Below are 21,645 nucleotides of genomic sequence, written 5' to 3' on the forward strand. Positions count from 1 at the left end.
GGGTCGGGTACGACCGTGTCGGGCCGGCACCGGGCTACTCCTGCCAGCCCGCCGTCTCGGCGGCGCGCTCCTGCCACTGCCTCACCCCTGGACCGTTCGGATCTCCTCGGTGGCAGAACTGCTCCAGCTCGGCGCATCGGGACAGCATGGCGGCTCGGCGAACCGGCCACGCGGGCACGGTCCCGCCGTACGCGTCGAAGAAGTGGTCGAGCTCCTGGTGGTGCTCGGCGTGGTGCATCCGCACGATCCACTCGCACCAGGCCAGATCCTCGACCGCGTCACCAAGGTGGGCGAACTCCCAGTCGACCACGGCAGTGACCTGGAAGGACACCGGGTCCAGGAGCACGTTGTTGGGCCCGAAGTCCCCGTGGACGAGTACCTTGTCGGCATCGTGCGTGCCGGCCGCGAGAACGCTCGGCGCGATCTGGTGGATGCGACGCAGGACCAACCCGCAGGCGTCCAGGACCTGCGCCGCGTGACCTGCCTCCACCAGTTCCTGTCCCGGCGCACCGGCCACGAACCCGAGTGTGAGGACCCCGTCGTCCAGGCCACGCACCGGAGGTACCGGCAGCTTCCCCTGCAACCTGGTCAACAACGCGTACTCCCGCGCACGCCTGATCCCCGCGTCGGGCCCTTCGTAGGTCTTCTCCACCATCGATCCGTCGCCGACAGTGCGGTTGGTGTAGCCGTGCTTCAACGGGCGCATCCACCGATCATCGTCCACGGCACCGCACCGCGCTGACACCAACCCCAGCCTCATTCTCCGCATGAGCCGTAACGAGGGGACGAGTCTGGAACCCACTCCTTCATGGGCAGGATGATCACCATGGTCAACGCCCCGAGCCCCTTCCACCACCGCCTCGTCCAACAACCGCGCCTGACAGACCTGGCCCTCGCTCCCGACGGCACCCGCCTCATCGCATCCGTCCAGACCCTGGACGACGAGGGCACGCGGTACGTGTCCGAACTGTGGGAGGTGGATCCGGCGGGCGAGCGCGAGGCCCGTCTCGTGTCCGGATCCGTCCCGGGCGACTTCGCCCCCGCCTTCACCGCCGACGGCAGCCTGTTGTTCCTCTCCGAACGTGGCCCGCACGAGCCGCCGGGAGCCGCGCTGTGGGCGCTGTCCGAGCACGGTGAGGCCGAGCGGATCGCCCACCACCCGGGCGGTATGACCGCCTTGACCGCCGCCCCCCGTGCGTCCGCGCTCGCCTGGACAGCCGCTCTCCTGCCAGGTGCTGCGGATGCCGCCACCCACGCCGCCCTGCTCCACGAGCGCCATCGGGCGCGCGTCACCGCGGTCCTGTACGAGGCGACCCCCACCCGAGCCGGAGGCGTGGACCTCGGCCCCGCCGAACCGCACACCTTCGTCCGTCGTGGCGAAGCCCCGCCGGTCGACGCGGGCGGCCAAGGCCTGGCCGGGGCCGGGGACATGGCCCTCTCCCCGGACGGGTCGGTGGTCGCCTACACGCGGGCCCCGACGAGCACCGCCCCGGACACGAACGCGGTGGTGATCGCCGACGCGGCGACCGGCATGGAGCGTCGCACCTTCTCCCTGCCGGGTCACCAGTACCACCGCCCGGTCTTCACCGCCGACGGCACGCGCCTGATCTGCCAACGCCAGCGGGAGGAGACGTACGACACGGAATGGCGGGTCACCCTCGTCGCCCTCGACCCCGTATCGGGCGAAGAGACGGATCTCCTGCCGGACTTCGACAACTGGCCCTGGCCGGGACGGGCGATACCCTCTCCGGTCGCCGGGGACGCCACGCTGTGGTTCACCGGCGACGAGCGGGGCCACTGCCCGGTCTTCCGCCGTGACCCGGACGGTACGGTCATCCGGCTCACCGCCTCCGGCGCGTACTCCTCCCTCTGCGTGACGCCGGACGGGTCCATCCTCTACGCCCTGCGCAGCGCGCTCGACAGTCCGCCCCAGGTAGCCCGCCTGGATGCCACCGAGCCCGACCAGCAGCCCACCGTTCTCAGGGCACCGGGCGACCTCGGGCCCCTCCCCGGCACGTTGACCGAGGTGCACACGACCGCGGACGACGGCTTCGCACTCCGCGCCTGGCTGATCCTGCCCGAGGGCGCGGGGCCCGACGACCCGTCACCGCTCCTCGTCGAGGCGCACGGCGGACCCCAGTCGTCCTGGAGCGGCTGGCCCTGGCAGTGGAACCCCTGGCCCTTCGTGGCCCGCGGCTACGCCGTACTCCTGCCCGATCCGGCCCTGTCCACCGGATACGGGCAGCAGATGCAGGCACGCGGACGCGGCCAGTACGGCGGCCGGCCCTACCGCGACGTCATCGCCCTGACCGACGCCGCGCTGGCCCGCGCCGACCTGGACGCGGGCCGAACGGCCCTTGCCGGCTGGTCCTTCGGCGGCTATCTCGCGGGCCGCGCCGCGACCCTGACCGACCGCTTCAGAGCAGTCGTCGCACACGCCGGGATGTGGAACATGGAGGTCTTCCAGAGCGACACCGACATGCACACGTACTTCCGCAAGATCTACGGCGACCCGCGCACCCGGCGCGAACGCTACGAGGCCGACTCGCCCCACCTCGACGCGGAGCACCTGACGACACCGATGCTGATCGTGCACGGCGGCAAGGACTACCGGGTCCCGGTGGGCCAGTCCCTGGCCCTCCACCACGACCTCCAACGCCAGGGTGTACCGGCTAAGTTCCTGTACTTCCCGGACGAGAGCCACGGGATCGGAGCCCCGAACCACCTGCGCCTCGTGTACGAGACCGCCCTGAACTTCCTCGACCACCATGTCCTCGGCGAGGAGTGGAAGCGGCCCGGGCTGGTGTGACGTCGGTCGATCACGAGCCCGGCTCGGGCGTCAGTGGGTGGGGATGCCCAGATCCGTGGCGACCGAGTCCGCGCGGACGAAGACGGACACCGGGAACTGCTCGTCGCAGTACTTGTTGCCGGACGACACGATTCCCACCACCTTGCCGCCGCTGATCAGCGGCCCGCCGGAGTCTCCGGGGCAGATGCTGTCGGTGGTGCCGGGGCGGGGCATGCCGCACAGCATCGTGGCGGGGTCGGTCTCGGGGTCGGTGTACGGCTGACAGTCGGCGACGGGGGACAGGACCAGCGTGGTCTGCTTGAGCCTCGTTCCGCTGATGCCGGGTCCGGTGCGTCCCCAGCCGAGCGCGGTGGCCTTCCGGCCCTCGGCGACCAGCTTGCCGTCCCTGGAGCCGGTCACCGGGATCGTCCGGTACGGCATCGGCCGGTCCAGGGTGAGGACCGCGGCGTCGTAGGCGTAACCGGGCCCGCCGTAACGCGAGTCCATCCGGGCCGAGGTGACCTTTCGCACCGTGCCATCTGTGCCGTCCACCCGGGTGCGGCCGCCGATGACCCGCAGTGTGGACACGTCACCCGCGCTCTCCAGGCAGTGGCCGGCCGTGAGCACCTTCGTGGGCGCGACGAGCGTGCCACCGCAGAACTGCCTGCCCTCGAACTCGATCAACATGGCGTATGGCCGGGCCTTCGTCGTGGCCGGATTGCCACCCTTGATCGCGGAGGCGGGAGTGGCGGTGGACCAGAGCGCGGCCGCGGCGAGCACGGCCGTGGTGACGACGGCGGCCGTGCGCGTTCGGGGACGGGTGGATCCGGCGGCGCGGATCGGCATGGCGGTTTCCCCCTGAACTGCTTGGCGCGGGACGTGGATCGGCCCCGCGTGGTGTGGTCGGTGGGGAGGACGAGCGTCAGGGGCGAATCGGTTTCGAAGAACGCGGCGTCCCGGTTCCGGCGCGCGCATCACGGCGACCTCGGGCCCTGTGCGGCGGTCTCAGTCGACGAGGATGTGCCGCAGCATCCTCGTGAGATATGCGGTGAGTTGTTCCGGCGGCATCGAGGCGAGCGGGTCGGTGCGCGCGATGTACCGGCTGAAGGCGACTCCGATCATCAAGGACCCCACGAGCGCCACCCGGGCGTCCAGGTCGTCGTCCCGCGTCGCCGTCCCGTCCGGGGAGAGCACGGACCCGTAGACGGCGGCACTGCGCTCCTGCATCGCGGACAGGAGGTCGGCGGCAGCGCGTTCGTCCGACGCGGCACCCCGTACGAGGGCGACGAGCGGGTCGCCCACGGCGTCGGTCTCCATCCGCCGTACGAAGGCGTCGGCGATCCGGTCGGGCAGTGTCGCCGGGTCCCCGGCCGCCGACTGCTCCAGATCACGATTGCCCGGAACCGCCGCCAGGAAGAGCCGTTCCTTGGACGAGAAGTGACGGGTGATCAGACCGTGCGTGACACCGGCCCGCCCGGCGATGTCCCTGAGGGTGGTGCGGGCGTAACCGCGCTCGGCGAAGGCGTGGCGTGCCGCGTCCAGGATGGCGGCCCGGTGTCCCTCGGGGTCCCGCCGGCGTCTGCGCGGCGGACCCCCCGGCTCTTCGCGGCCTTTCGCGGCGCCCTCTTCCATGTGATCACTGTACTTCCGGCCCGGGCGTCGAGGACCGGCGCCGCTATGGTTAATATCCAAGTGGATATTAAGAGTTGGGTACACGCCCAACCGGCAGCTGAAGGACGGTCACCATATGACCAGCACACTCGTCGTAGGCGGCAGTGGCGGATTGGGCGAAGTGATCGCCCGGCACTTCGCCGACCGCGGCGATGACGTCGTCGTCACCAGCAGGGACAAGGCGCGGGCGGAGGACACCGCCGCCCGGATCGGCCCCGGCACGCGAGGGCTGGCCCTCGACCTCGGCCGACCGGAGACGATCGGTGCCGCGTTGGCCGACGTGACCGGGGTCGACCACGTCGTCATCACCGCGGTCGGCCAGGCGGCGAACTCGCTGGCGCAGTTCAACGTCACCGATGCGGTGGCGGCCGTGACCATGAAGCTCGTCGGCTACGCCGAGACCGTCCGTGTGCTGCGCGAGCGCTTCAACCCCGGCGCCTCCGTCGTTCTCTTCGGCGGGCTCGCCAAGGAACGCCCGTACCCCGGCTCCACCATCGTCAGTACCTTCAACGCCGGTATCACCGGCCTGGTGCGGACCCTCGCCGTGGAGATGGCCCCCCACCGCGTCAACGCCCTGCACCCCGGCCTGATCGGCGACAGCCCGAAGTGGCGGGACGTTCCCGACCCGCCGCACTCGGCCCAGACGCCGATCGGACGGTTGGTGACCATGGCCGAGATCGCCGACGCCACCGAGTTCCTGCTCCGCAACACCGGCGTCAACGCCCACGACCTGCACATGGACGGTGGCCTCCTCGCCACCTGACCCGCGCTCGCGCGAGCCTCAGTCGCGCGATGCGGGCCGCAACCGCAGTGTCAGGATCTGGAACGGCCGCAGCGTCAACCGGACACCGTCCACCAGATGGTGGTGGCTCGACGGATCGTCCAAGGGGCGTTCCAGCAGGTCGGTCACCAGGGAAGAGGCCAGCGGGAAGCCGGTGGTGAGTGTGGCCGCGGCCCGGGTGCCGCGGGACTCGTAGAGCCGTACGACGACGTCCCCGCTGCGGTCGTCGGCGAGCTTGACCGCCTCCACGATCACGCCCTCGTGGTCCACCGACACCAGCGGGGCGACCGTCGCACTGCCCGGCACCGCACGCTCGGGCAGGTTGAAGCGGTACCCCTCGCGCCTCGCGTCGGTGACATCGGCGCCGATCACCAGCGCGTACCCGAGCCGGTGGGTGCCCTGGTCCTGGTCCGGGTCGGGGAAGCGGGCGGCGCGCAGCAGGGAGAGGCGGACCGTGGTGGTCGTACCGCCGTCGGGGCGCACGTCACGGGTGACGTCGTGGCCGTACGAGGAGTCGTTGACCAGGGCGGCTCCCCAGTCGGGCTCGCCGACGTGCAGGAAACGGTGGGCGCAGGTCTCGAACTTGGCCGCGTCCCAGCTGGTGTTGGTGTGCGTGGGCCGCTCGACATGTCCGAAGGGGATCTCGGCGGTGGAGTGGGCGGCCCGGACGTCCAGCGGGAAGGCCGCCTTGAGGAACTTCTCCCGCTCGTGCCAGTCGACAACCGTGTCGATCACCAGCACGCGGGACCCGGTCGGCAACGTCAGGGTCTGCTCGATCCTCGACGCGCCGAAGACCCGGACCACCCGGACACCGTCGGCGGTCGCCGTGACGGACTCGGCATCGGTGAGGTCGCGCACGCTGTTGCGGTAGAAGACGTCGACGTCCCAGGCGTCCCACTGGTTGGGGAAGTCCTGGTGCAACTGGAGCAGGTTGCCGACCGCCCCGGGAGCCAGTGCCTCCCGTCCGGCGGTGTGGTCGTAGGCGGAGGTGATCAGACCGCGGGCGTCCACCACGACGCGCACCAGACCGTTGTCGAGGACGAACCCGTCCGCGTCCGGGACCGGCGGCACCGGCACGGCGACGGCCTCGGGGCGCGGGCCGGCGCCGAACGCCGACACACCGCCCCGTGAGTGCGGCGCGGAGTTGAAGACCACCGTGCCTCCCGCCACCGGGCCTCCAGGATCCCCGGCCAGCGCCCCCTGAGCGGCGCCGATCAGCTCCTCCAGTTCCCGGGCCACGGCCGCGTACGTCTCCTCGGCCTCCCGGTGCACCCAGGCGATCGATGTCCCGGGCAGGATGTCGTGGAACTGGTGGAGCAGCACCGTCTTCCACAGCCGGTCCAGGGCGTCGTACGGATACGGCTGCCCGTGCCGTACGGCCGCGGTCGCCGCCCACAACTCCGCCTCGCGCAGCAGGTGTTCGCTGTGCCTGTTGCCCTGCTTGGTGGCGAGCTGGCTGGTCAGCGTGGCGCGATGGAACTCCAGGTAGAGCTCCCCGGACCACACCGGTGCGCCGCCGTTGGCCTCGTACTCGTCGTGCGCGCGCCGGAAGAAGTCGACCGGCCCCTCCATCTCGACGCGCGCCGAGCCCTCCAGGTCCCTGAGCCGGTCGGCGCGCGCGAGCATCTCCCGCGTGGGACCGCCACCGCCGTCGCCGTAGCCGAAGGGGATGAGGGAGTGGCTCGCGCCGGCCTTGTCCTGGAAGTTCCGCACGCTGTGGGCGACGTCGGCGCCGGACAGGTCGCCGTTGTAGCTGTCGACGGGCGGGAAGTGGCTGAAGATCCGGGTGCCGTCGATGCCTTCCCACCAGAACGTGTGGTGCGGGAACTTGTTGGTGGTGTTCCAGGACATCTTCTGGGTCAGGAACCACTTCACCCCGGCCAGCTTCATCAGCTGCGGCAGGGCCGCGTTGTAGCCGAAGGTGTCCGGCAGCCACATCTCCTCGGTCTCGACCCCGAACTCCTCCAGGAAGAACCGCTTTCCGTGGACGAACTGGCGCACCAGGGCCTCGCCGCCGCTGATGTTGGTGTCGGGCTCCACCCACAGGCTGCCGGTCGGCAGGAACTGCCCGGTCTTCGCCTTTTCCTGCGCCCGTGCGTACACCTCGGGGCGGTGCTCCTTCAGCCAGGCGAGTTGCTGCGCCTGGGACATCACGAACTTGAACTCCGGATGGTCGTCCATGAGGTGGGTGACGTTGGAGACCGTCCGGGCCACCTTGCGCACGGTCTCGCGCAGCGGCCACAGCCAGGCGGTGTCGATGTGCGCGTGCCCCACCGCCGAGATCCGGTGCGCGCTCGCGTGCGCGGGCGATGCGAGCACGGGGGCGAGGACGGCCCGGGCGGCGGCCGCGCTGCCGCTGATGTCCTGCAGGTCGATCTTGTCGAGGGCGAGTTCGACCGCCCGAAGGATCTGCCACCGGCGCGGGGTGTCGGGGGACAGCTCGGGCATCAGCTGTTCCAACACCTCCAGGTCCTGGACGAGTTCGTGGACCTCCCGGTCGAACACGGCGAGGTCCAGACGCCGTAGCCGGTAAAGGGGTGCGCCGGGGTCCGCGGCCGGGTCGCCCAGCCACGGTGCCCGGCCGCCCACCGACGTGGGGCCGAAGGTGAGCTCGCCGGGAGCGGTGTGCATGACGACCGGGTTGGCGGCGGCCTCGATGTGGGCGGCGAACTCCTCACCGCCCGCGGCTCGTTCGGTCACCGGAAGCCAGGTGTTGCGCGGGTTGAGGGCCTTTACCGCGGTGCCGTCCGGCCGGTAGACCAGCCCTTCGGCGGAGAAGCCTGCGGAGTGGGTGGCGAACCCCAGGTCCAGTACGGCCTCGACCGTCTCGCCGGCCCAGTCGGCCGGGATCGTCCCGCTGACCTTGAACCAGCTCGTGGACCAGGCGGGACCCCACCAGTCGCCGACCCGGGCCGGCCGGTAGGGAGCGGCCAGGCCCTCGGGGACCGGGACCGGCTCGCCGGGGGCGTTCCAGATCTCCACATGGAGAGGGACGGACCGGGCATGGACGGCCGGGCGTATCCGCTCGTTGAGCACGCGGGCCAGCCGCTGTTCGGTGACTTCACGGTCGTTGTGCATCAGGTGTCCGTCTCCGTGCGAGTACTACGAGGTGGGGGGAACGAGTCCGGGTCAGCCCTTGAGCGCGCCGCCGAGCGCGAAGCCGCCGCCGAGTTTGCGGGCCAGCAGCAGGTAGAGCATCACCACGGGCAGCGAGTAGAGGAGCGAGAACGCCGACAGCTGCCCGTACTGCGTCCGGTCGTGGGCGGAGAGGAAGGTGAACACGCTGACGGACGCGGGGAGTTTCTCCGGGGACAGCAGCAGGATGAAGGGGACGAAGAAGTTCCCCCACATGCCGATGAACGTGAAGATGGTGACCACGACGACACCCGGCCGCATCAGCGGCAGCACCACCCGCCACAGGACCTGCATGGTGTTCGCGCCGTCGATCCGGGCGGCCTCCTCCAGGACGATCGGCACGCCGTCCATGAAGTTCTTCATCAGCCAGATCCCGAACGGCAGCGCGGACGCGGCCAGGAACAGGGTCGTGCCCGGCATCGAGTCGATCAGGTTCACCTGCACGAACATGCTGTACACGGGGATCATCACGGCCGTGATGGGCAGTCCGGTGGAGAACAGGATCGTGTACAGGAACGGTCGGCGCACCCGGGACCGGTAACGCGAGAGCGGGTAGGCGCACAGGACCGACGCCACCACGGTCACCGCCGTGCCGAAGCCGCACAGCAGCAGGCTGTTGAGCATCGGCCGGTAGGTGGTGTCGACGTTGAGTACCGCGTCGAAGTTGTCGAGCGTCAGCGCCGAAGGCCACTTGAGCCGGAAGGAGTTGGTGTCGCTCACCGAGGCGAGCACCATCCACAGCAGCGGCAGGACGTACAGGACCGACACGGCGATCAGGACGAGGTTGATCGCGAGGCGACCGGGACGCACCCGGCGCGGACGCCGAGGGGCGGGTGCCGGGACCGTCTTCGAGACGGGCGGGGCGGGGGGAGTGGCGACGGCGGCCATCAGTCGTCCTCCAGTTTCAGCAGCCGGATGTACACGACGGAGAAGAGGGCGCCGACCACCAGCAGGACGAGGGCGATGGCGGTGCCGTAGCCGATCAGGCTGTTCTGGAAGGCCTGTTGGTACATGAAGATCGGCAGTGTCTCGCTCTTGTTGCCGGGGCCGCCGCGGGTCATGGTGTAGATCAGCCCGAAGACGGAGAGTGTCTGAAGCGTGATCAGCATCAGGTTGGTCAGGATCGAGGGCCTGATGACCGGCAGCACGACCCGCCACAGCCGCTGCCAGGGGCCCGCGCCGTCCATTTCGGCGGCCTCCACCAGCTCCTGCGGTACGTCGTTGATGGCGGCGGTGAAGACCATCAGCGAGAAGGCGGTGCCGCGCCACACGTTGGCCAGGCACACCGCGAGGATCGGCGTCGTGTAAAGCCAGTTCTGGTCCGGCAGATGTGCCGCGTCCAGAAGCGAGTTGAGTGAGCCCTGGTCGTAGAAGAAGGCGTACATCAGATAGCCGGCGACCACCTCGGGCAGCACCCACGCGGCGATGACCACGCCGTTGACGAGGGCCCGTACCGGCTGGGTGGCCTTCTGCATCAGGACCGCGAGCGCGAGCCCGAGGGTGTTCTGGCCGATGACCGCGGAGCCGACCACGAACAGCAGGGTCAGCCACATCGCGTTCAGGAAGTCGGTGTCCTTGAACGCCCTGGTGAAGTTGTCGACGCCGACGAAGTGGGTGCCGGCGGCCCCGGTGAGCTGCATGTCGGTGAACGCGTAGTACACGCAGTACGCGATCGGACCGGCCAGGAACACCGCCAGCAGGACCACGGCCGGGACCGTCGGCAGGCCGCGCAGCAGCGAGCGGACGGCGGGGGCGGGCGCCCCGCGGGACCGGCGGGGGTGACCGCCGGTCCCGTGAGGCGCCGGAGCGAGGGTGGTCACGAAGTGCCCTCCGCGGTCTTGTCGTCGCCCACCGCCGCCTTGACATCGTTATCGAAGGTCGAGGCGGCCTTGTCGACGGAGGCCTGACCGGTCGTCACGGACTCCATCGCCTTCTGGATCGCGGTCGAGACCTGGTTGTACTCGGGCAGCCCGGGCCGGTAGTGGGTGTCGGCGACCAGCTCCGTGAAGAACTTGTTGGTCGGGACCGAGTTCAGGTACGTCGGGTCCGACGCGACGTCCGTGCGCACCGCGATGTTGGCGTTGGTCGCGTTCCACTTGGCGGCGTTGGTCTTCGTCTGGAGTGTGGTCGACAGGAACTTCCAGGCCAGGTCGGGGTTCTTGGCCTTCGCCGGGATCGACCAGGCCCAGCCGCCGGACATGCTCGTACTGCCGGGCGCCTGACCGTTCTGCGTCGGCATCGCCGCGGTGCCCATCACCGACTGCCACTCCTTCCACGGCTTGGCCGCCGCGGAACTCCAGTTGTTGGGCATCCAGGAGCCGTCGATGTCGATGGCCAGCTTGCCCTCGGGGATGAGCTCGGTGCCCACGGCGGTCCCGAAGTTGGCGCCCAGCGCCTGCTCCTTGGCCGGACCGAGCCCCTGGCTGTAGAGGGTGTGCACGAAGTCCAGCGCGTCCTTGAAGCCCTGGCTGCCCACGACCCACTTCTTCTGGGAGGCGTCGTAGAGGGACTTGTCGCCGGCCGGGGTGCCGTACAGGAGCATCTCGAAGCCCTGCATGGACGACGCCTCGCCGCCCGCCTGGCCGGTGTAAAGGTTGAGCGGGGTGACGCCGGGCAGCTTCGCCTTGATCTTCTTGGCGGCGGCGATCACGTCGGCCCAGGTCTTCGGCTGCCAGGGCACGGAGATCCCGGCCTTCTGGAGGAGCTGCTTGTTGTACCAGATCCCGCGGGTGTCGGTGTCGTCCGGTACGGCGTAGGTCTTGCCGTCGGAGGCTCCGGTCACCGCGCCCTTGGCGGCCTTGGCGTACTGCGACCAGTCGGCCCACTTGGCGGTATAGGTGTCCAGCGGCTTGAGGTAGCCGCCTGCGATGTCGGAGTTGATGAGCGCGGTGTCCTCGTAGACCAGGTCGGGCGCGGTCGCGGGGGAGCGCATCATGAGCTGGAGTTTGGTGTAGTAGTCGTTCTCGGAGGCGGTCACCGGCACGAGGGTCACCTTGGTGCCCGGGTTGGCCTTGGTGAACTCCTTCACCATCGAGGCGAGGAAGTTGGCCTGGAGCTTGTTGGTGCTGTCCAGGTTCTGCCAGTAGACGACCTTGATGGACTTGGCCGAGCTGCCTGACGAGCCCGAACCGCAGCCGGTGGCGGCCAGGGCGGTGGCGGCGGTGAAGGCCGCGGCGGTGACGATTCTCGAGCGCACAGTGGTTCCTCCGGGACGCGAAACCTGAGGGAAAGCCGCGAGTTTTTCGGCCTGGGACGCCAGCCCGGACGACGCCCCATGCTCTGCGCCACCCTGCGCTGATCGGCCTGGATGGCCGGAATTTGATGGGCGTCAGCTAAATCCATTTGATGGATGAAGTCAATGCTTCGAGTATGTAAACTTTCGCCGTGGGAGTGCCGGGGGCGGCGGATGTGAGGGGATCAGGTGACCGACAGGTGACGATGCTCAGCGGGACGAACCTGCCGCGGGTCGGCGGCTACAACCAGGCCGTCGTCCTGGACGCCATCCGCACCACGGGACAGGTGAGCCGGGTCGAGCTGGCCGCCCTCACCGGCCTGACCAACCAGACCGTCTCCAACGTCGTCCGCAAGCTCCTCGACGCGGGCCTCGTGGCCGAATCCGGCCAGGCCCCCTCCAGCGGCGGCAAGCGCCGCACCCTGCTGACCATCCGGGCCGACGGGGCGTGCGCGGTCGGCGTCCACCTCGATCCCGACGCCGCGGTCATCGTGGTGGTCGACCTGGCCGGAGAGGTGATCGGCAGCCGACGGCTGCGGCTCACCGACCCGGGCGACCCGGCCGACGTGGTGGACCGCATCGCGCGCACCACCGGGCGCCTTCTCGACCGCAGCGCCGTGGACCGCACCCGCCTGCTCGGCCTCGGCATCGCCGCGCCCGGGCCCCTCGACGGCAGCACCGGCGCCGTGGTCTCCCCGCCGAACTTCCCCGGCTGGGGCCGCGTCCCCCTCGCGGAGATGTTCGCCGACGCCACCGGCCTGCCCGTCGCCCTCGACAACGACGCGACCGCCGCCGCCATCGGTGAGCGCTGGATCGGCGGCGCTGACCGGGCGGGCAGCTTCCTGTTCATCTACCTCGGCACGGGCGTCGGCGCCGGCATCGTCCTCAACAACACGGTCCTGCACGGCGATTCGGGCAACGCCGGCGAGTTCGGCCACATGGCCGTGGAGCCCGGGGACCGTGTCTGCCACTGCGGTGCGATGGACTGCCTCGGCCCGTATGTCAGCCCGGCCGCGATCATCGACGACCTGCTGCGGCTGCACGGCCGGACCGCCGCCGACCGCATCGGCCTCACCGGTGCGCCCGACTCCGTGCACCATGACTGGAAGGCCCTGCGCCGAGCGGCCCGCGCGGACGATCCCGACGCCTGCGACGTCGTACGGCGTGCCGCGCGCCGTATCGGCGAGGCCGCGCGCGGCGCCGCCAGCCTCCTCGACGTCAGCCGGGTCGTCCTCGGCGGCGAGGCGCTGCGCGGCATCGAGCCGATCATCCGCGAGGAGGTCGAGGCCGCCGTCAACCGCACGTCCGTCGCCCGTACGATCCGCGCGGTAGCCGTCGAACAGAGCGTGATCGGCGAGACGGTGGGCGCGGTAGGGGCGGCGTCGCTGGTGCTGCACGGGAACTACGCGCCGGGGTGGCGGATGCTGACGGACGTATCGAGCTGAAGTGGGGGCGGTGCGCGTCGAGTTGGGGGGTGCGTCGGCGTCCCGTGTCCGAAGTACGGGTCAGTTCCGGGATTCCGGGTCCTGGGCTTCGTAAGGCCAGACATCGTCCGGGAAGACTCGCGCGAACCAATGGGGCTGGACGTCCCGAAGCCGCAGCGTTCGCCAGCGGCGTGGGTCGGCAGGTTCCGGGACCGCGACCTCGACGTCCGGGCCGTAGGCGAAGAGCCGCTCCTGGCAGACACCACAGGGCGCCAGGATCCAGTACCCGCGATCCTTGTCGGCGGCGGTGACGCACACGGACGCCACCACGCGCCGCCCCAGCTTGAAGGCCTCACAGATGGCGCCCGTCTCGTGGCAAAGGCCCACAGCACTGTTCGGTGCGTCCGGGGCGGTGCTCGTGAGGATCGCTCCGTCGTCGAGACGCAGTGCGGCGGCCCCGGACCAGTCCTGTCCGGGGAAGCGGTGGCGGGCCAGACCGACGGCGGCGTCCACGAGTTCCTGATCAACGGCCATGGAGGAAACGTACATCCGGCGGACCCGTCCACGCTCAAGTCGGCCTGGTGCGTTGGCACTAGGACACGGGAGTGGGTGGTCCGGGTGCACCAGGGGAAGACGGCGGCGCAGGACGATGCCCGGCGGGGTGCTGGAAGGAAGGGTTGGAGGCGTGCGGATCCCGCGCATTCCCCCTGCCCAACGGCGTCTGGAGTGATCGACAGGTGGCTACTTTTCTTTACCGGATCGGACGGTGGGCCTTCCGGCGGCGCCGTCTCGTGGGTGGGCTGTGGCTGGGTGCCCTGGTGCTGGCAGTCGCCGCCGCCGCCATGGCGCCGGCCGGGGAGGAAGAGGACCTCTCCATGCCCGGCACCGAGTCGCAGAAGGCGTTCGACCTGCTGGACGAACGCTTCCCCCAGAGCAACTCCCAGGGCGCCGAGGCCCGCTTGGTGTTCCGGGCCCCGGACGGGCAGCGGGTGACGGCCAGGGAGAACAAGGCGGCCGTCGAGGACGCGCTCGGCTCGCTGGACGGGGGCCGTCAGGTCGCGTCGACCACCGACCCCTATACGACCGGCGCGGTCAGCGAGGACGGCACCATCGCCTACTCCACGATCACCTACACCGCGGACGCCGTCGACCTGACCGGGTCGACGAAGAGCGCCCTCGAGGACGCCGCGAACCAGGCCCGGGACGCGGGGCTGACCGTGGAGATCGGCGGCTCGGCCCTGGATGCGGAGGAGGAACTGGGCGGTACGACGGAGCTCATCGGCGTGGCGGTGGCGGCGGTGGTGCTCGTCCTCGCCCTCGGTTCGCTGGTCGCGGCCGGACTGTCACTGCTGACCGCGTTCACGGGCGTGGCCATCGCCTTCGGTCTGGTCTCCGCACTGGCCGTTCCGCTCGGTCTGACGTCCACCGTCGCCATCCTGGCGTTGATGCTGGGCCTGGCGGTCGGCATCGACTACGCCCTCTTCATCACCTCCCGCTTCCGGGACGAGTGCGCCCAGGGCAGCGAGCCGGAGGAGGCCGCCGGCCGGGCGGTGGGCACGGCCGGATCCGCCGTCGTCTTCGCCGGCGCGACCGTCATCATCGCCCTGGCCGGGCTGGGAGTCGTCGGAATCCCCGAACTCACCAAGATGGGCATGGGCGGTGCGGGTGCCGTGGCTCTGGCCGTACTTGTCGCCCTGACCCTGGTCCCCGCGCTGTTCGGCTTCTTCGGACGGCGGGTGCTGTCCCGCCGTATCCGCAAGGCCACCCGGCCGGGAAGCGAGCGTTCGCACCCGGTGCCCACCACGGCCGGCCGGCCCGGTCTCGGCACCCGCTGGGCGCGGTTCGTGCTGCGCCGGCCGGTGGCCGTGCTGATGATCTCCGGACTCGGCCTCGGTGCCGTCGCGCTCCCGGCGCTGAGCCTCGAACTCGGGCTGCCCGGCGACGAGTCCAAGTCGGTGCAGACCACCCAGCGCCGTGCCTACGACCTGCTGTCGGAAGGCTTCGGCCCCGGCTTCAACGGCCCGTTGACCGTGGTTGTGGACATGTCGGCGTCCGAAGACACCCGGGCCACGACGGACCTGGTCGTCAAGACCGTGGGCGGAGTGGACGGGGTCGCGTCGGTAGGTGATCCCGTGCTCAGCCGGACCAAGGACACGGCCGTCCTCACCGCCGTTCCCCGGACCGCGCCGAACAGCGGCGAGACGAAGGACCTGGTGCACGCGATCCGGGACGCGGTCCCGGGTGTAGAGGCCGACACGGGCGCCGCCGTCCTGGTGACGGGTACCACCGCGATGAACATCGACATCTCCGAAGCGATGTCCGACGCCCTCGTCCCCTATCTGACCGTGGTCATCGGCCTGGCGGTGCTCCTGCTGACGGTGGTCTTCCGCTCAGTGCTGGTCCCGGTCAAGGCCGCGCTCGGTTTCCTGCTGTCGGTGGGTGCCGCGTTCGGCGTCCTCGTCGCCGTCTTCCAGTGGGGCTGGGCGGCGGACCTGCTCGGCATCGAACAGACCGGCCCGGTCATGTCGCTGATGCCGATCCTCATCATCGGCATCGTGTTCGGCCTCGCCATGGACTACGAGGTCTTCCTCCTCACCCGGATGCGGGAGGCCTACATCCACGGCGCGTCTCCCGGCGAGGCGATCGTCAGCGGGTTCCGGCACAGCGGACGCGTGGTGGCCGCGGCGGCGATCATCATGATCAGCGTGTTCGCCGGATTCGTCGGAATGAGCAGCCCGACCATCCAGACGATGGGCGTCGGCCTGGCCGCCGCCGTCGCCTTCGACGCCTTCGTGGTCCGGATGGCGATCGCCCCCGCGGTCCTGGCTCTGCTCGGTCACCGGGCCTGGTGGCTGCCTCGTATCCTGAACCGTGTGCTGCCGAATGTGGATATCGAGGGTGAGGCACTGAGCAGGCATGTCCCGGCCTCCGCGGCCGAGTCGGACGCGGCGGTGCGGCGGCTCCCCGTCGGGCGGGACTGACCCGGCCATGACGAACACAGGGGGCGGTGACCCGCGACCACGCGGCACGTGGTGGCGGGAGGGAGCGATCACGGCGACGGCGTTCGCGCTCTGTCTGCTCGGCGGCGTGGTGAAGGACGACGGCAGCACGCTGTCACCGCCGTCCGCCGTCGCCTATGTCATCGCCGTGGTGTCGTGTGCCGTGCTGCCGGTTCGGCACCGGGCGCCCCTGGCCGCCATGGCGGTCACGACCGCGAGCGGCGTGCTGGCGCCGTTCCTGGGCCTCCTGTTGAGCCCGCTCATCGCGGCTCCCGCCGTGATCACCGCCTACTCCTATGCGCTCACCGCGCGCACCGAACGGCGCGCGGTGAGCGCGGTGGCGCTCATCTCCGTGGCGCTGCTGGTCGCCTCGACCCCGCTGTTCGGGGCTCTGTCCTGGAAGGACGCGAGCAGGGTGGGAGCGGTGGCGGCGTTCCCGCTGGTGGCCGGCGTACTCGGTCACTCGGTGCGGAACCGGAGGGCCTACCTGGCGGCCGTGGAGGAGCGGGCCCTGCGGGCCGAGCAGAGCCGGGACAGCGAGGCGCGCCGGAGAGTGGCCGAGGAACGCGTGCGGATCGCCCGCGAACTCCACGACCTGGTGGCCCACCAGATCACCCTGGCCAACGCGCAGGCCACGGTCGCCGCCCACCTCTTCGACACCCGCCCGGAGCAGACCCGCAAGAGTCTCAAGGAACTCGTCGAGACCACCAGCGACGCGCTCGACGAACTGCGGGCCACGGTCGGTCTGTTGCGCCAGTCCGGGGACACCGCCTCGCCCGCCGAACCGGCGCCCGGCCTCTCCCGGCTTCCCACGCTCCTCGAATCCTTCCGCCGCGCGGGACTTGAGGTGTCGGCGCACCAGGAGGGCACGGCCAGGCCGCTGCCGCCGGGAGTGGACCTCACCGCCTACCGCATCGTCCAGGAGGCCCTGACCAACGTGACCAAGCACGCCGGTACCCGTAGCGCCCGGGTGCGCCTCGTCTGGAACCGCGACCGCGTGACCATCACGGTCGCCGACGACGGAAGGGGCGCCCGTACGGCATCGACCGCCGCCTCGGCGCCGAGTGCGTCCACGGCGGGGCACCGTCCACCCGGTTACGGTCTGATCGGGATGCGTGAGCGTGCCACCGCGGTCGGCGGGCAGCTCTCCGCGGGCCGGCGCCCGGAGGGCGGTTTCCTCGTCTCCGCCCAACTGCCCCTCCCGCCCGCCAAGGACGCGACACACGTGACGGACGGAGCGACAGCCGCCGAGAACCGGATGGCCGACGCGGCGACAGCCGACGGACGGACGGGCGACGCAGAGGCCGGGGATGCGCTGTGACGCTCCGCGTGCTGCTCGCCGACGATCAGGCCCTGCTGCGAGGTGCCTTCCGGCTGCTTCTCGACTCCGCCGACGACATCACCGTGGTCGGTGAGGCCGCCGACGGCAGGGAGGCCGTGAGACTCACCCGGGAACTGCGCCCGGACGTGGTGGTCATGGACATCCGGATGCCCGAGGTGGACGGTCTCACCGCCACGTCTCAGATCTGCGCGGACCCGGAACTGCGCGCCAGCCGGATCCTGATCCTCACCACGTACGAGACCGACGAATACGTGGCCCAGGCGCTGCGCGCGGGGGCCGGCGGATTCATCGGCAAGGGCATCGGCGCCGAGGACCTGCTGGACGCCGTGCGGACGATCGCCGACGGCGACACCCTTCTGTCCCCCGCCGCGACCCGTTCCCTGGTCGCCCGTTTCCTGGCCACACCGGACGACGTCCCGTCGCACCACCCCGAGCAGCTCGCCGTGCTCACCCCGCGCGAACGCGAGATGGTGGCTCTGGTCGCGACCGGCCTGTCCAACCAGGAGATCGCCGAGCGGATGTTCCTCAGCCCCTTCACCGTCCGCGCCCATGTGCAGCGCGCCATGACGAAGCTGGACGCCCGCGACCGGGCACAACTCGTCGTCATCGCCTACCGGACGGGCCTGGCCCAGGCCGCCCCCGACCACCTGCTTTAGTACCCGCACTCGCTCGCCGCGCGCACCGAGCGGCGGCGTGCTCCGGTGCGCCACGAAAGCGCGGCGCACCACGGCGCGGGCCCTGCAGCAACGCAACACCATGCTGCGTGACCTCGTCACCCTGCCCTCGGCGACAGCCCGACCGGCCCATTCGGCCCTCACGCTGCCCGAGTTCAGGTCAGGTTCAAACCGCCGTCGAGCACGATGACCTCCCCGGTCAGATAGCCGCTGCCGATCACCGACGCCACGAGGTCGGCCACGTCGGCGGGGCGGGCCGGTCGGTGCATCGGTGCGCGGTCCCGCCACAGTTCGTGCGCCTGTACCCAGTCCTTCGTCATCGGCGTGTCCACGAGACCGGGTGCCACCGCGTTCACCCGCACGTCGGGCCCGAGCGCGGCCGCGAGCAGCCGGGTGACGTGGTTCAGCGCGGCCTTGCTCGCCGCGTACGGCACCGAGGAACCCTTGGGTCGCACGCCGGCGTGGCTGGTGATGTTGACGATGCTGCCGCCGCCGGGGGACTGCCGTAGCGCCGGAAGGGCCGCGGTGCACAGCACCCAGGGTGCGATGAGGTTGACCTCCAGCAGGCGCCGCCAGTCCGCCGGGGTCGCCGCCGCGAGGTCCGCGTGCGGGATCGGCCAGCTGATGCCCGCGTTGTTCACCAGCACGTCCAGCCGCCCGAAGTGACCCAGTGCCGTCTCGACCAGCCCCCGGGCTTCCTCCTCCACCGCGAGATCCGCCTGTACGTAGGCGCCGCCCAGTTCCGCCGCCAGCGCCTGACCGGCCTCCGTGCTTGCCCGCGAGTGCACGACGACCCGCGTCCCGTCCGCCGCGAGGCGCCGCGCGACGGCCTCGCCGATCCCCGACGTGGACCCGGTGACCAGGGCGACGGGCTCGTCGCCATGTTGGATGCTCATGTCAGTCGATCTTGTCACGGCCCGGGCGGGACATGGTCACCGGTTACTGGCCCGCCCTCTCCTCCGCCCCCTTCGCGGCCGGCCGCCCGCGTCCCCAGGCGGCCAGAGGCCGGAGCGCGTCGTTGAGGTGCTCGCCGTCCTCGGTCAGTGAGTACTCGACGCGAGGCGGCACCTCGTCGTAGGACACGCGGCGCACCACCCCGTCCGTCTCCATCTCGCGCAGGTGGGAGGCGAGCACCTTCTCGGTGATCCCCGGAAGCAGCCGGCGCAGCTCGCCGAAGCGGCGGCAGGGGTGCTCGTGGAGCGCCCACAGGATCAGCACTTTCCACTTGCCGCCGATCACCTCCATCGCGGCGTCGATCCCGCAGACGTGTCCGTCCGGCGTGCCCGGCCGGTTCAGCGTTGTCATGCCCCACCCCTCCGACGTGCTCGCTCACCTCGGGGTAACCACCCACTCCGAAGTGCGTACTTGATCATCCGCGGGCCTGTGACCAGCCTAATCGGTATGACACAGAACGCCGTTGAGAAGGAATCCGTCACACTGCTGGGCCTCGGCGCGATGGGCACCGCGCTGGCCCGTACCTGGCTTGCCGCCGGCCACCCGCTCACCGTCTGGAACCGCACCCCGGCCCGCGCCGCCTCGCTCGCCGCGGACGGTGCGAAGGTCGCGGACAGCGCTGCCGCCGCCGTCGCCGCGAACGCCCTTGTCGTTGTCTGCCTGTTGGACGACGCCTCGGTCGAGGACGCGTTGGCCGGCACCGACCTGGCCGGCAAAGACCTGGTCAACCTGACCACCAGTACCCCTGCCCAGGCCCGCGCCCGCGCCGAGTGGGCCCGCGAGCGCGGCGCCCGCTATCTGGACGGCGGGATCATGGCAGTCCCACCGATGATCGGTGTCCCGGAGTCCGGCGGCTACATCTTCTACAGCGGCTCGCCGGAGCTGTTCCAACGGCACCGGGAGACGCTGGTCGTCCCGGCCGGCACCGTCTACGTCGGCCACGACGCGGGTTTCGCGGCGCTGTACGACATGGCCCTGCTCAGCGCCATGTACGGGATGTTCGCCGGGGCCGCCCACGCCTTCGCCCTGATCCGCAAGGAGGACATCGACCCCGCGTCGCTCGCCCCGCTGCTCGCCGACTGGCTCGTGGCGATGGCCCCGGCCGTGCACCGGACCGCCGACCAGCTGCGGAGCGGCGACTACACCCAAGGCGTCGTCTCCAACCTCGCCATGCAGGTGGCCGGCACACCAGCCTTCGTGAGCGCCGCCGAACAGCAGGGCGTCAGCCCCGAACTGCTCAGCCCGTACTTCGCGTTGATGCGCCGGCGGCTGGCCGAGGGCAGCGGGGAGGAAGACCTGACGGGCGTGATCGACCTGCTGGTCCGCTGATGACAGTCCGGGCCGCCGTGCGGGTACTTGCTCCCGCACGGCCGGCGCCGTGTCACGGCTTGATGCCCACCCCGGCCCACGCGCTGACCTCGGCGTCCGTGAGCTCCGGGCCGGAGCCCTGAGGGTCGTCCGGACGCCACCGGTGGGTCAGGGAGACACCGGGCTCGAGCAGGTCGAGGCCCTTGAAGAAGCGGGCGACCTCCTGCTGGCTGCGGACCTGGGCCCGGGTCCCGGCGGCGGCGTAGATGCCGACGAGCTTCTCCCACAGCTCCGGGGCGAAGTCACCCGTGCAGTGGCTCACGGCCAGCGCGCTGCCCGAGGGCAGGGCGTCCAGGAGGCGGGAGACGACGCCGTACGGGTCCCAGTCGTCCGGGACGAAGTGCAGGATGGCGTTGAGGGACAGGGCCACGGGCCGGTTCAGGTCCAGGGTCCTGGCCAGCTCGGGGGAGCTGAGTATCGCCTCGGGGGCCGTGAAGTCGCCCTGGACGTAAGCCGTCCGTCCCTCGGGCGTGTTGCGCATCAGACGCTCGGCGTACTTGAGGACCAGGGGGTCGTTGTCGGCGTAGACCACGCGAGCCTCGGGAGCCACCGACTGCGCGACCTGGTGCAGGTTCGGCTCGGTCGGGATGCCGGTGCCGATGTCCAGCCACTGGCGCACGCCGTACTCCCGTGCGAGGACACGGGTGGCGCGGTGCATGAAGGAGCGGATCTCGCGGGCGCACGTGAAGATGCCGGGGTACGTGGCCGCGACGGTCTCGGCCGCCTTCGTGTCGACGTCGAAGTGGTCCTTGCCGCCGAGGTAGTAGTCGTACATCCGGGCGGAGTGGGGCCGACTGGTGTCGATCTCCCGCGCGGCGTGCGAGTTGGTCATCCTGTCCCTTTCAGGTGGTGTGCGTGGGGGTGTCGGGCAGGTCGCTGCCGGGGCAGGTCCGGCTCGGGTCGTGGTTCAGCCGGCCGTGAGATGGTCGGCGAGGCCTTGTTTGATGCCCGTGACGAACGCGGCGATCTCCTGCGGGGTGTAGATCAGCGCGGGTCCGGCCGGATCGGTCGACTGCCGCAACGCCACCCGGCCGTCGGCCAGCAGCTTCGTCTGTACGCACTGGCCGCCGTTGGGACCGCTCCACGGGGACTCCCAGCCCTGCTCGCCCAGATCGGTGGCCGGCATCCCGTTGTAGACGTGACAGTCGGTGGTCATGAGTACTCCTTGCGCATGCGGTCCAGCAGCGCCTTGCTGTCCGCGTCCGACGCCAGCAGGGACATGCGGTTGTGCGCCTCCAGATGCGCCGACACGTCCGAGCGCTGATCCAGGTACATCG

19 protein-coding genes and 1 pseudogene are annotated in these 21,645 nt (G+C 70.7%); 7 read left to right on the forward strand and 13 right to left on the reverse strand.

Features of this window, described 5'->3' with window-relative positions:
• Nucleotides 1-34 precede the first annotated feature (34 nt).
• Nucleotides 35-706 carry a phosphotransferase family protein gene (locus AQJ46_RS37365; RefSeq protein WP_059209793.1) on the reverse strand — a complete coding sequence of 224 codons (672 nt, stop codon included), beginning with the start codon at nt 704-706 and terminating at the stop codon, nt 35-37.
• A 102-nt stretch (nt 707-808) separates the two neighbouring features.
• Between AQJ46_RS37365 and AQJ46_RS37370 the strand changes: the two genes are divergently transcribed.
• Entirely contained in the window at nt 809-2,809 is a 2,001-nt protein-coding gene (locus AQJ46_RS37370) for a S9 family peptidase (RefSeq protein WP_318656732.1), read from the forward strand.
• 30 nt (nt 2,810-2,839) lie between these two features.
• On the opposite strand, the gene AQJ46_RS37375 is transcribed toward AQJ46_RS37370, so the two are convergent.
• Both AQJ46_RS37375 and AQJ46_RS37380 read right to left on the reverse strand, forming a co-directional pair.
• The gene (locus tag AQJ46_RS37375) at nt 2,840-3,634 is read right to left on the reverse strand and encodes a S1 family peptidase (RefSeq protein ID WP_059209794.1); all 795 of its coding nucleotides are present in this window, start codon (nt 3,632-3,634) and stop codon (nt 2,840-2,842) included.
• Between the two features lie 159 nt (nt 3,635-3,793).
• The gene (locus tag AQJ46_RS37380) at nt 3,794-4,420 is read right to left on the reverse strand and encodes a TetR/AcrR family transcriptional regulator (RefSeq protein ID WP_059209795.1); all 627 of its coding nucleotides are present in this window, start codon (nt 4,418-4,420) and stop codon (nt 3,794-3,796) included.
• Nucleotides 4,421-4,535: 115 nt separating this feature from the next.
• Here AQJ46_RS37380 and AQJ46_RS37385 point away from each other — a divergent pair, with 115 nt between their 5' ends.
• Nucleotides 4,536-5,222: an SDR family oxidoreductase gene (locus tag AQJ46_RS37385; RefSeq protein WP_059209796.1), complete on the forward strand. Its 687-nt coding sequence runs from the start codon at nt 4,536-4,538 to the stop codon at nt 5,220-5,222.
• Between the two features lie 18 nt (nt 5,223-5,240).
• Here AQJ46_RS37385 and AQJ46_RS37390 read toward each other — a convergent pair whose 3' ends face one another.
• The 4 genes from AQJ46_RS37390 to AQJ46_RS37405 are packed head-to-tail and all read right to left on the reverse strand — an operon-like array spanning nt 5,241 to nt 11,571.
• Nucleotides 5,241-8,318 carry an alpha-mannosidase gene (locus tag AQJ46_RS37390; RefSeq protein ID WP_059209797.1) on the reverse strand — a complete coding sequence of 1,026 codons (3,078 nt, stop codon included), beginning with the start codon at nt 8,316-8,318 and terminating at the stop codon, nt 5,241-5,243.
• A gap of 51 nt (nt 8,319-8,369) precedes the next feature.
• Nucleotides 8,370-9,263, reverse strand: coding sequence for a carbohydrate ABC transporter permease (locus AQJ46_RS37395; RefSeq protein ID WP_079072578.1), 894 nt, complete (start codon nt 9,261-9,263; stop codon nt 8,370-8,372).
• Nucleotides 9,263-10,195 carry a carbohydrate ABC transporter permease gene (locus AQJ46_RS37400; protein WP_059209798.1) on the reverse strand — a complete coding sequence of 311 codons (933 nt, stop codon included), beginning with the start codon at nt 10,193-10,195 and terminating at the stop codon, nt 9,263-9,265. Before AQJ46_RS37400 ends, AQJ46_RS37395 begins: the two co-directional genes overlap by 1 nt.
• Entirely contained in the window at nt 10,192-11,571 is a 1,380-nt protein-coding gene (locus AQJ46_RS37405) for an extracellular solute-binding protein (RefSeq protein ID WP_059209799.1), read from the reverse strand. The genes AQJ46_RS37400 and AQJ46_RS37405 overlap by 4 nt, the downstream gene beginning before the upstream one ends.
• Nucleotides 11,572-11,813: 242 nt before the next feature.
• On the opposite strand from AQJ46_RS37405, the gene AQJ46_RS37410 reads away from it, so the two are divergent.
• Nucleotides 11,814-13,052: an ROK family transcriptional regulator gene (locus AQJ46_RS37410; RefSeq protein WP_059209950.1), complete on the forward strand. Its 1,239-nt coding sequence runs from the start codon at nt 11,814-11,816 to the stop codon at nt 13,050-13,052.
• 60 nt (nt 13,053-13,112) lie between these two features.
• Here the strand turns inward: AQJ46_RS37410 and AQJ46_RS37415 are convergent, their stop codons facing one another.
• The gene (locus tag AQJ46_RS37415; RefSeq protein WP_059209951.1) at nt 13,113-13,565 is read right to left on the reverse strand and encodes a cytidine deaminase; all 453 of its coding nucleotides are present in this window, start codon (nt 13,563-13,565) and stop codon (nt 13,113-13,115) included.
• 203 nt (nt 13,566-13,768) lie between these two features.
• On the opposite strand from AQJ46_RS37415, the gene AQJ46_RS37420 reads away from it, so the two are divergent.
• Genes AQJ46_RS37420 through AQJ46_RS37430 form a run of 3 tightly spaced genes read left to right on the forward strand, consistent with a single transcriptional unit; the run spans nt 13,769 to nt 18,028 of the window.
• Nucleotides 13,769-16,012 carry an MMPL family transporter gene (locus tag AQJ46_RS37420; protein ID WP_059209800.1) on the forward strand — a complete coding sequence of 748 codons (2,244 nt, stop codon included), beginning with the start codon at nt 13,769-13,771 and terminating at the stop codon, nt 16,010-16,012.
• A 7-nt stretch (nt 16,013-16,019) separates the two neighbouring features.
• A complete protein-coding gene (locus tag AQJ46_RS37425) occupies nt 16,020-17,351 on the forward strand; it encodes a sensor histidine kinase (RefSeq protein ID WP_059209801.1) in 1,332 nt (443 codons plus the stop codon).
• The gene (locus tag AQJ46_RS37430; RefSeq protein WP_059209802.1) at nt 17,348-18,028 is read left to right on the forward strand and encodes a response regulator transcription factor; all 681 of its coding nucleotides are present in this window, start codon (nt 17,348-17,350) and stop codon (nt 18,026-18,028) included. The genes AQJ46_RS37425 and AQJ46_RS37430 overlap by 4 nt, the downstream gene beginning before the upstream one ends.
• A gap of 173 nt (nt 18,029-18,201) precedes the next feature.
• On the opposite strand, the gene AQJ46_RS37435 is transcribed toward AQJ46_RS37430, so the two are convergent.
• Both AQJ46_RS37435 and AQJ46_RS37440 read right to left on the reverse strand, forming a co-directional pair.
• Nucleotides 18,202-18,942, reverse strand: a complete 741-nt coding sequence (locus AQJ46_RS37435; protein WP_059209803.1) for an SDR family NAD(P)-dependent oxidoreductase — start codon at nt 18,940-18,942, stop codon at nt 18,202-18,204.
• Nucleotides 18,943-18,985: 43 nt separating this feature from the next.
• Nucleotides 18,986-19,351 carry a winged helix-turn-helix transcriptional regulator gene (locus AQJ46_RS37440; RefSeq protein WP_057612535.1) on the reverse strand — a complete coding sequence of 122 codons (366 nt, stop codon included), beginning with the start codon at nt 19,349-19,351 and terminating at the stop codon, nt 18,986-18,988.
• A gap of 96 nt (nt 19,352-19,447) precedes the next feature.
• On the opposite strand from AQJ46_RS37440, the gene AQJ46_RS37445 reads away from it, so the two are divergent.
• Entirely contained in the window at nt 19,448-20,329 is an 882-nt protein-coding gene (locus AQJ46_RS37445) for an NAD(P)-dependent oxidoreductase (RefSeq protein ID WP_059209804.1), read from the forward strand.
• A 52-nt stretch (nt 20,330-20,381) separates the two neighbouring features.
• Here the strand turns inward: AQJ46_RS37445 and AQJ46_RS37450 are convergent, their stop codons facing one another.
• The 3 genes and pseudogenes from AQJ46_RS37450 to AQJ46_RS59490 form a co-directional block, all read right to left on the reverse strand.
• Nucleotides 20,382-21,200, reverse strand: coding sequence for an SAM-dependent methyltransferase (locus AQJ46_RS37450; protein WP_059209805.1), 819 nt, complete (start codon nt 21,198-21,200; stop codon nt 20,382-20,384).
• A 75-nt stretch (nt 21,201-21,275) separates the two neighbouring features.
• The gene (locus tag AQJ46_RS37455; protein ID WP_057612532.1) at nt 21,276-21,524 is read right to left on the reverse strand and encodes a DUF397 domain-containing protein; all 249 of its coding nucleotides are present in this window, start codon (nt 21,522-21,524) and stop codon (nt 21,276-21,278) included.
• Nucleotides 21,521-21,645: pseudogene (locus AQJ46_RS59490) on the reverse strand (transcriptional regulator); the annotation flags it as partial. The gene AQJ46_RS37455 and the pseudogene AQJ46_RS59490, both read right to left, overlap by 4 nt.

The organism is Streptomyces canus (genome assembly GCF_001514145.1).
Classification (GTDB): Bacteria; Actinomycetota; Actinomycetes; order Streptomycetales; family Streptomycetaceae; genus Streptomyces; species Streptomyces canus.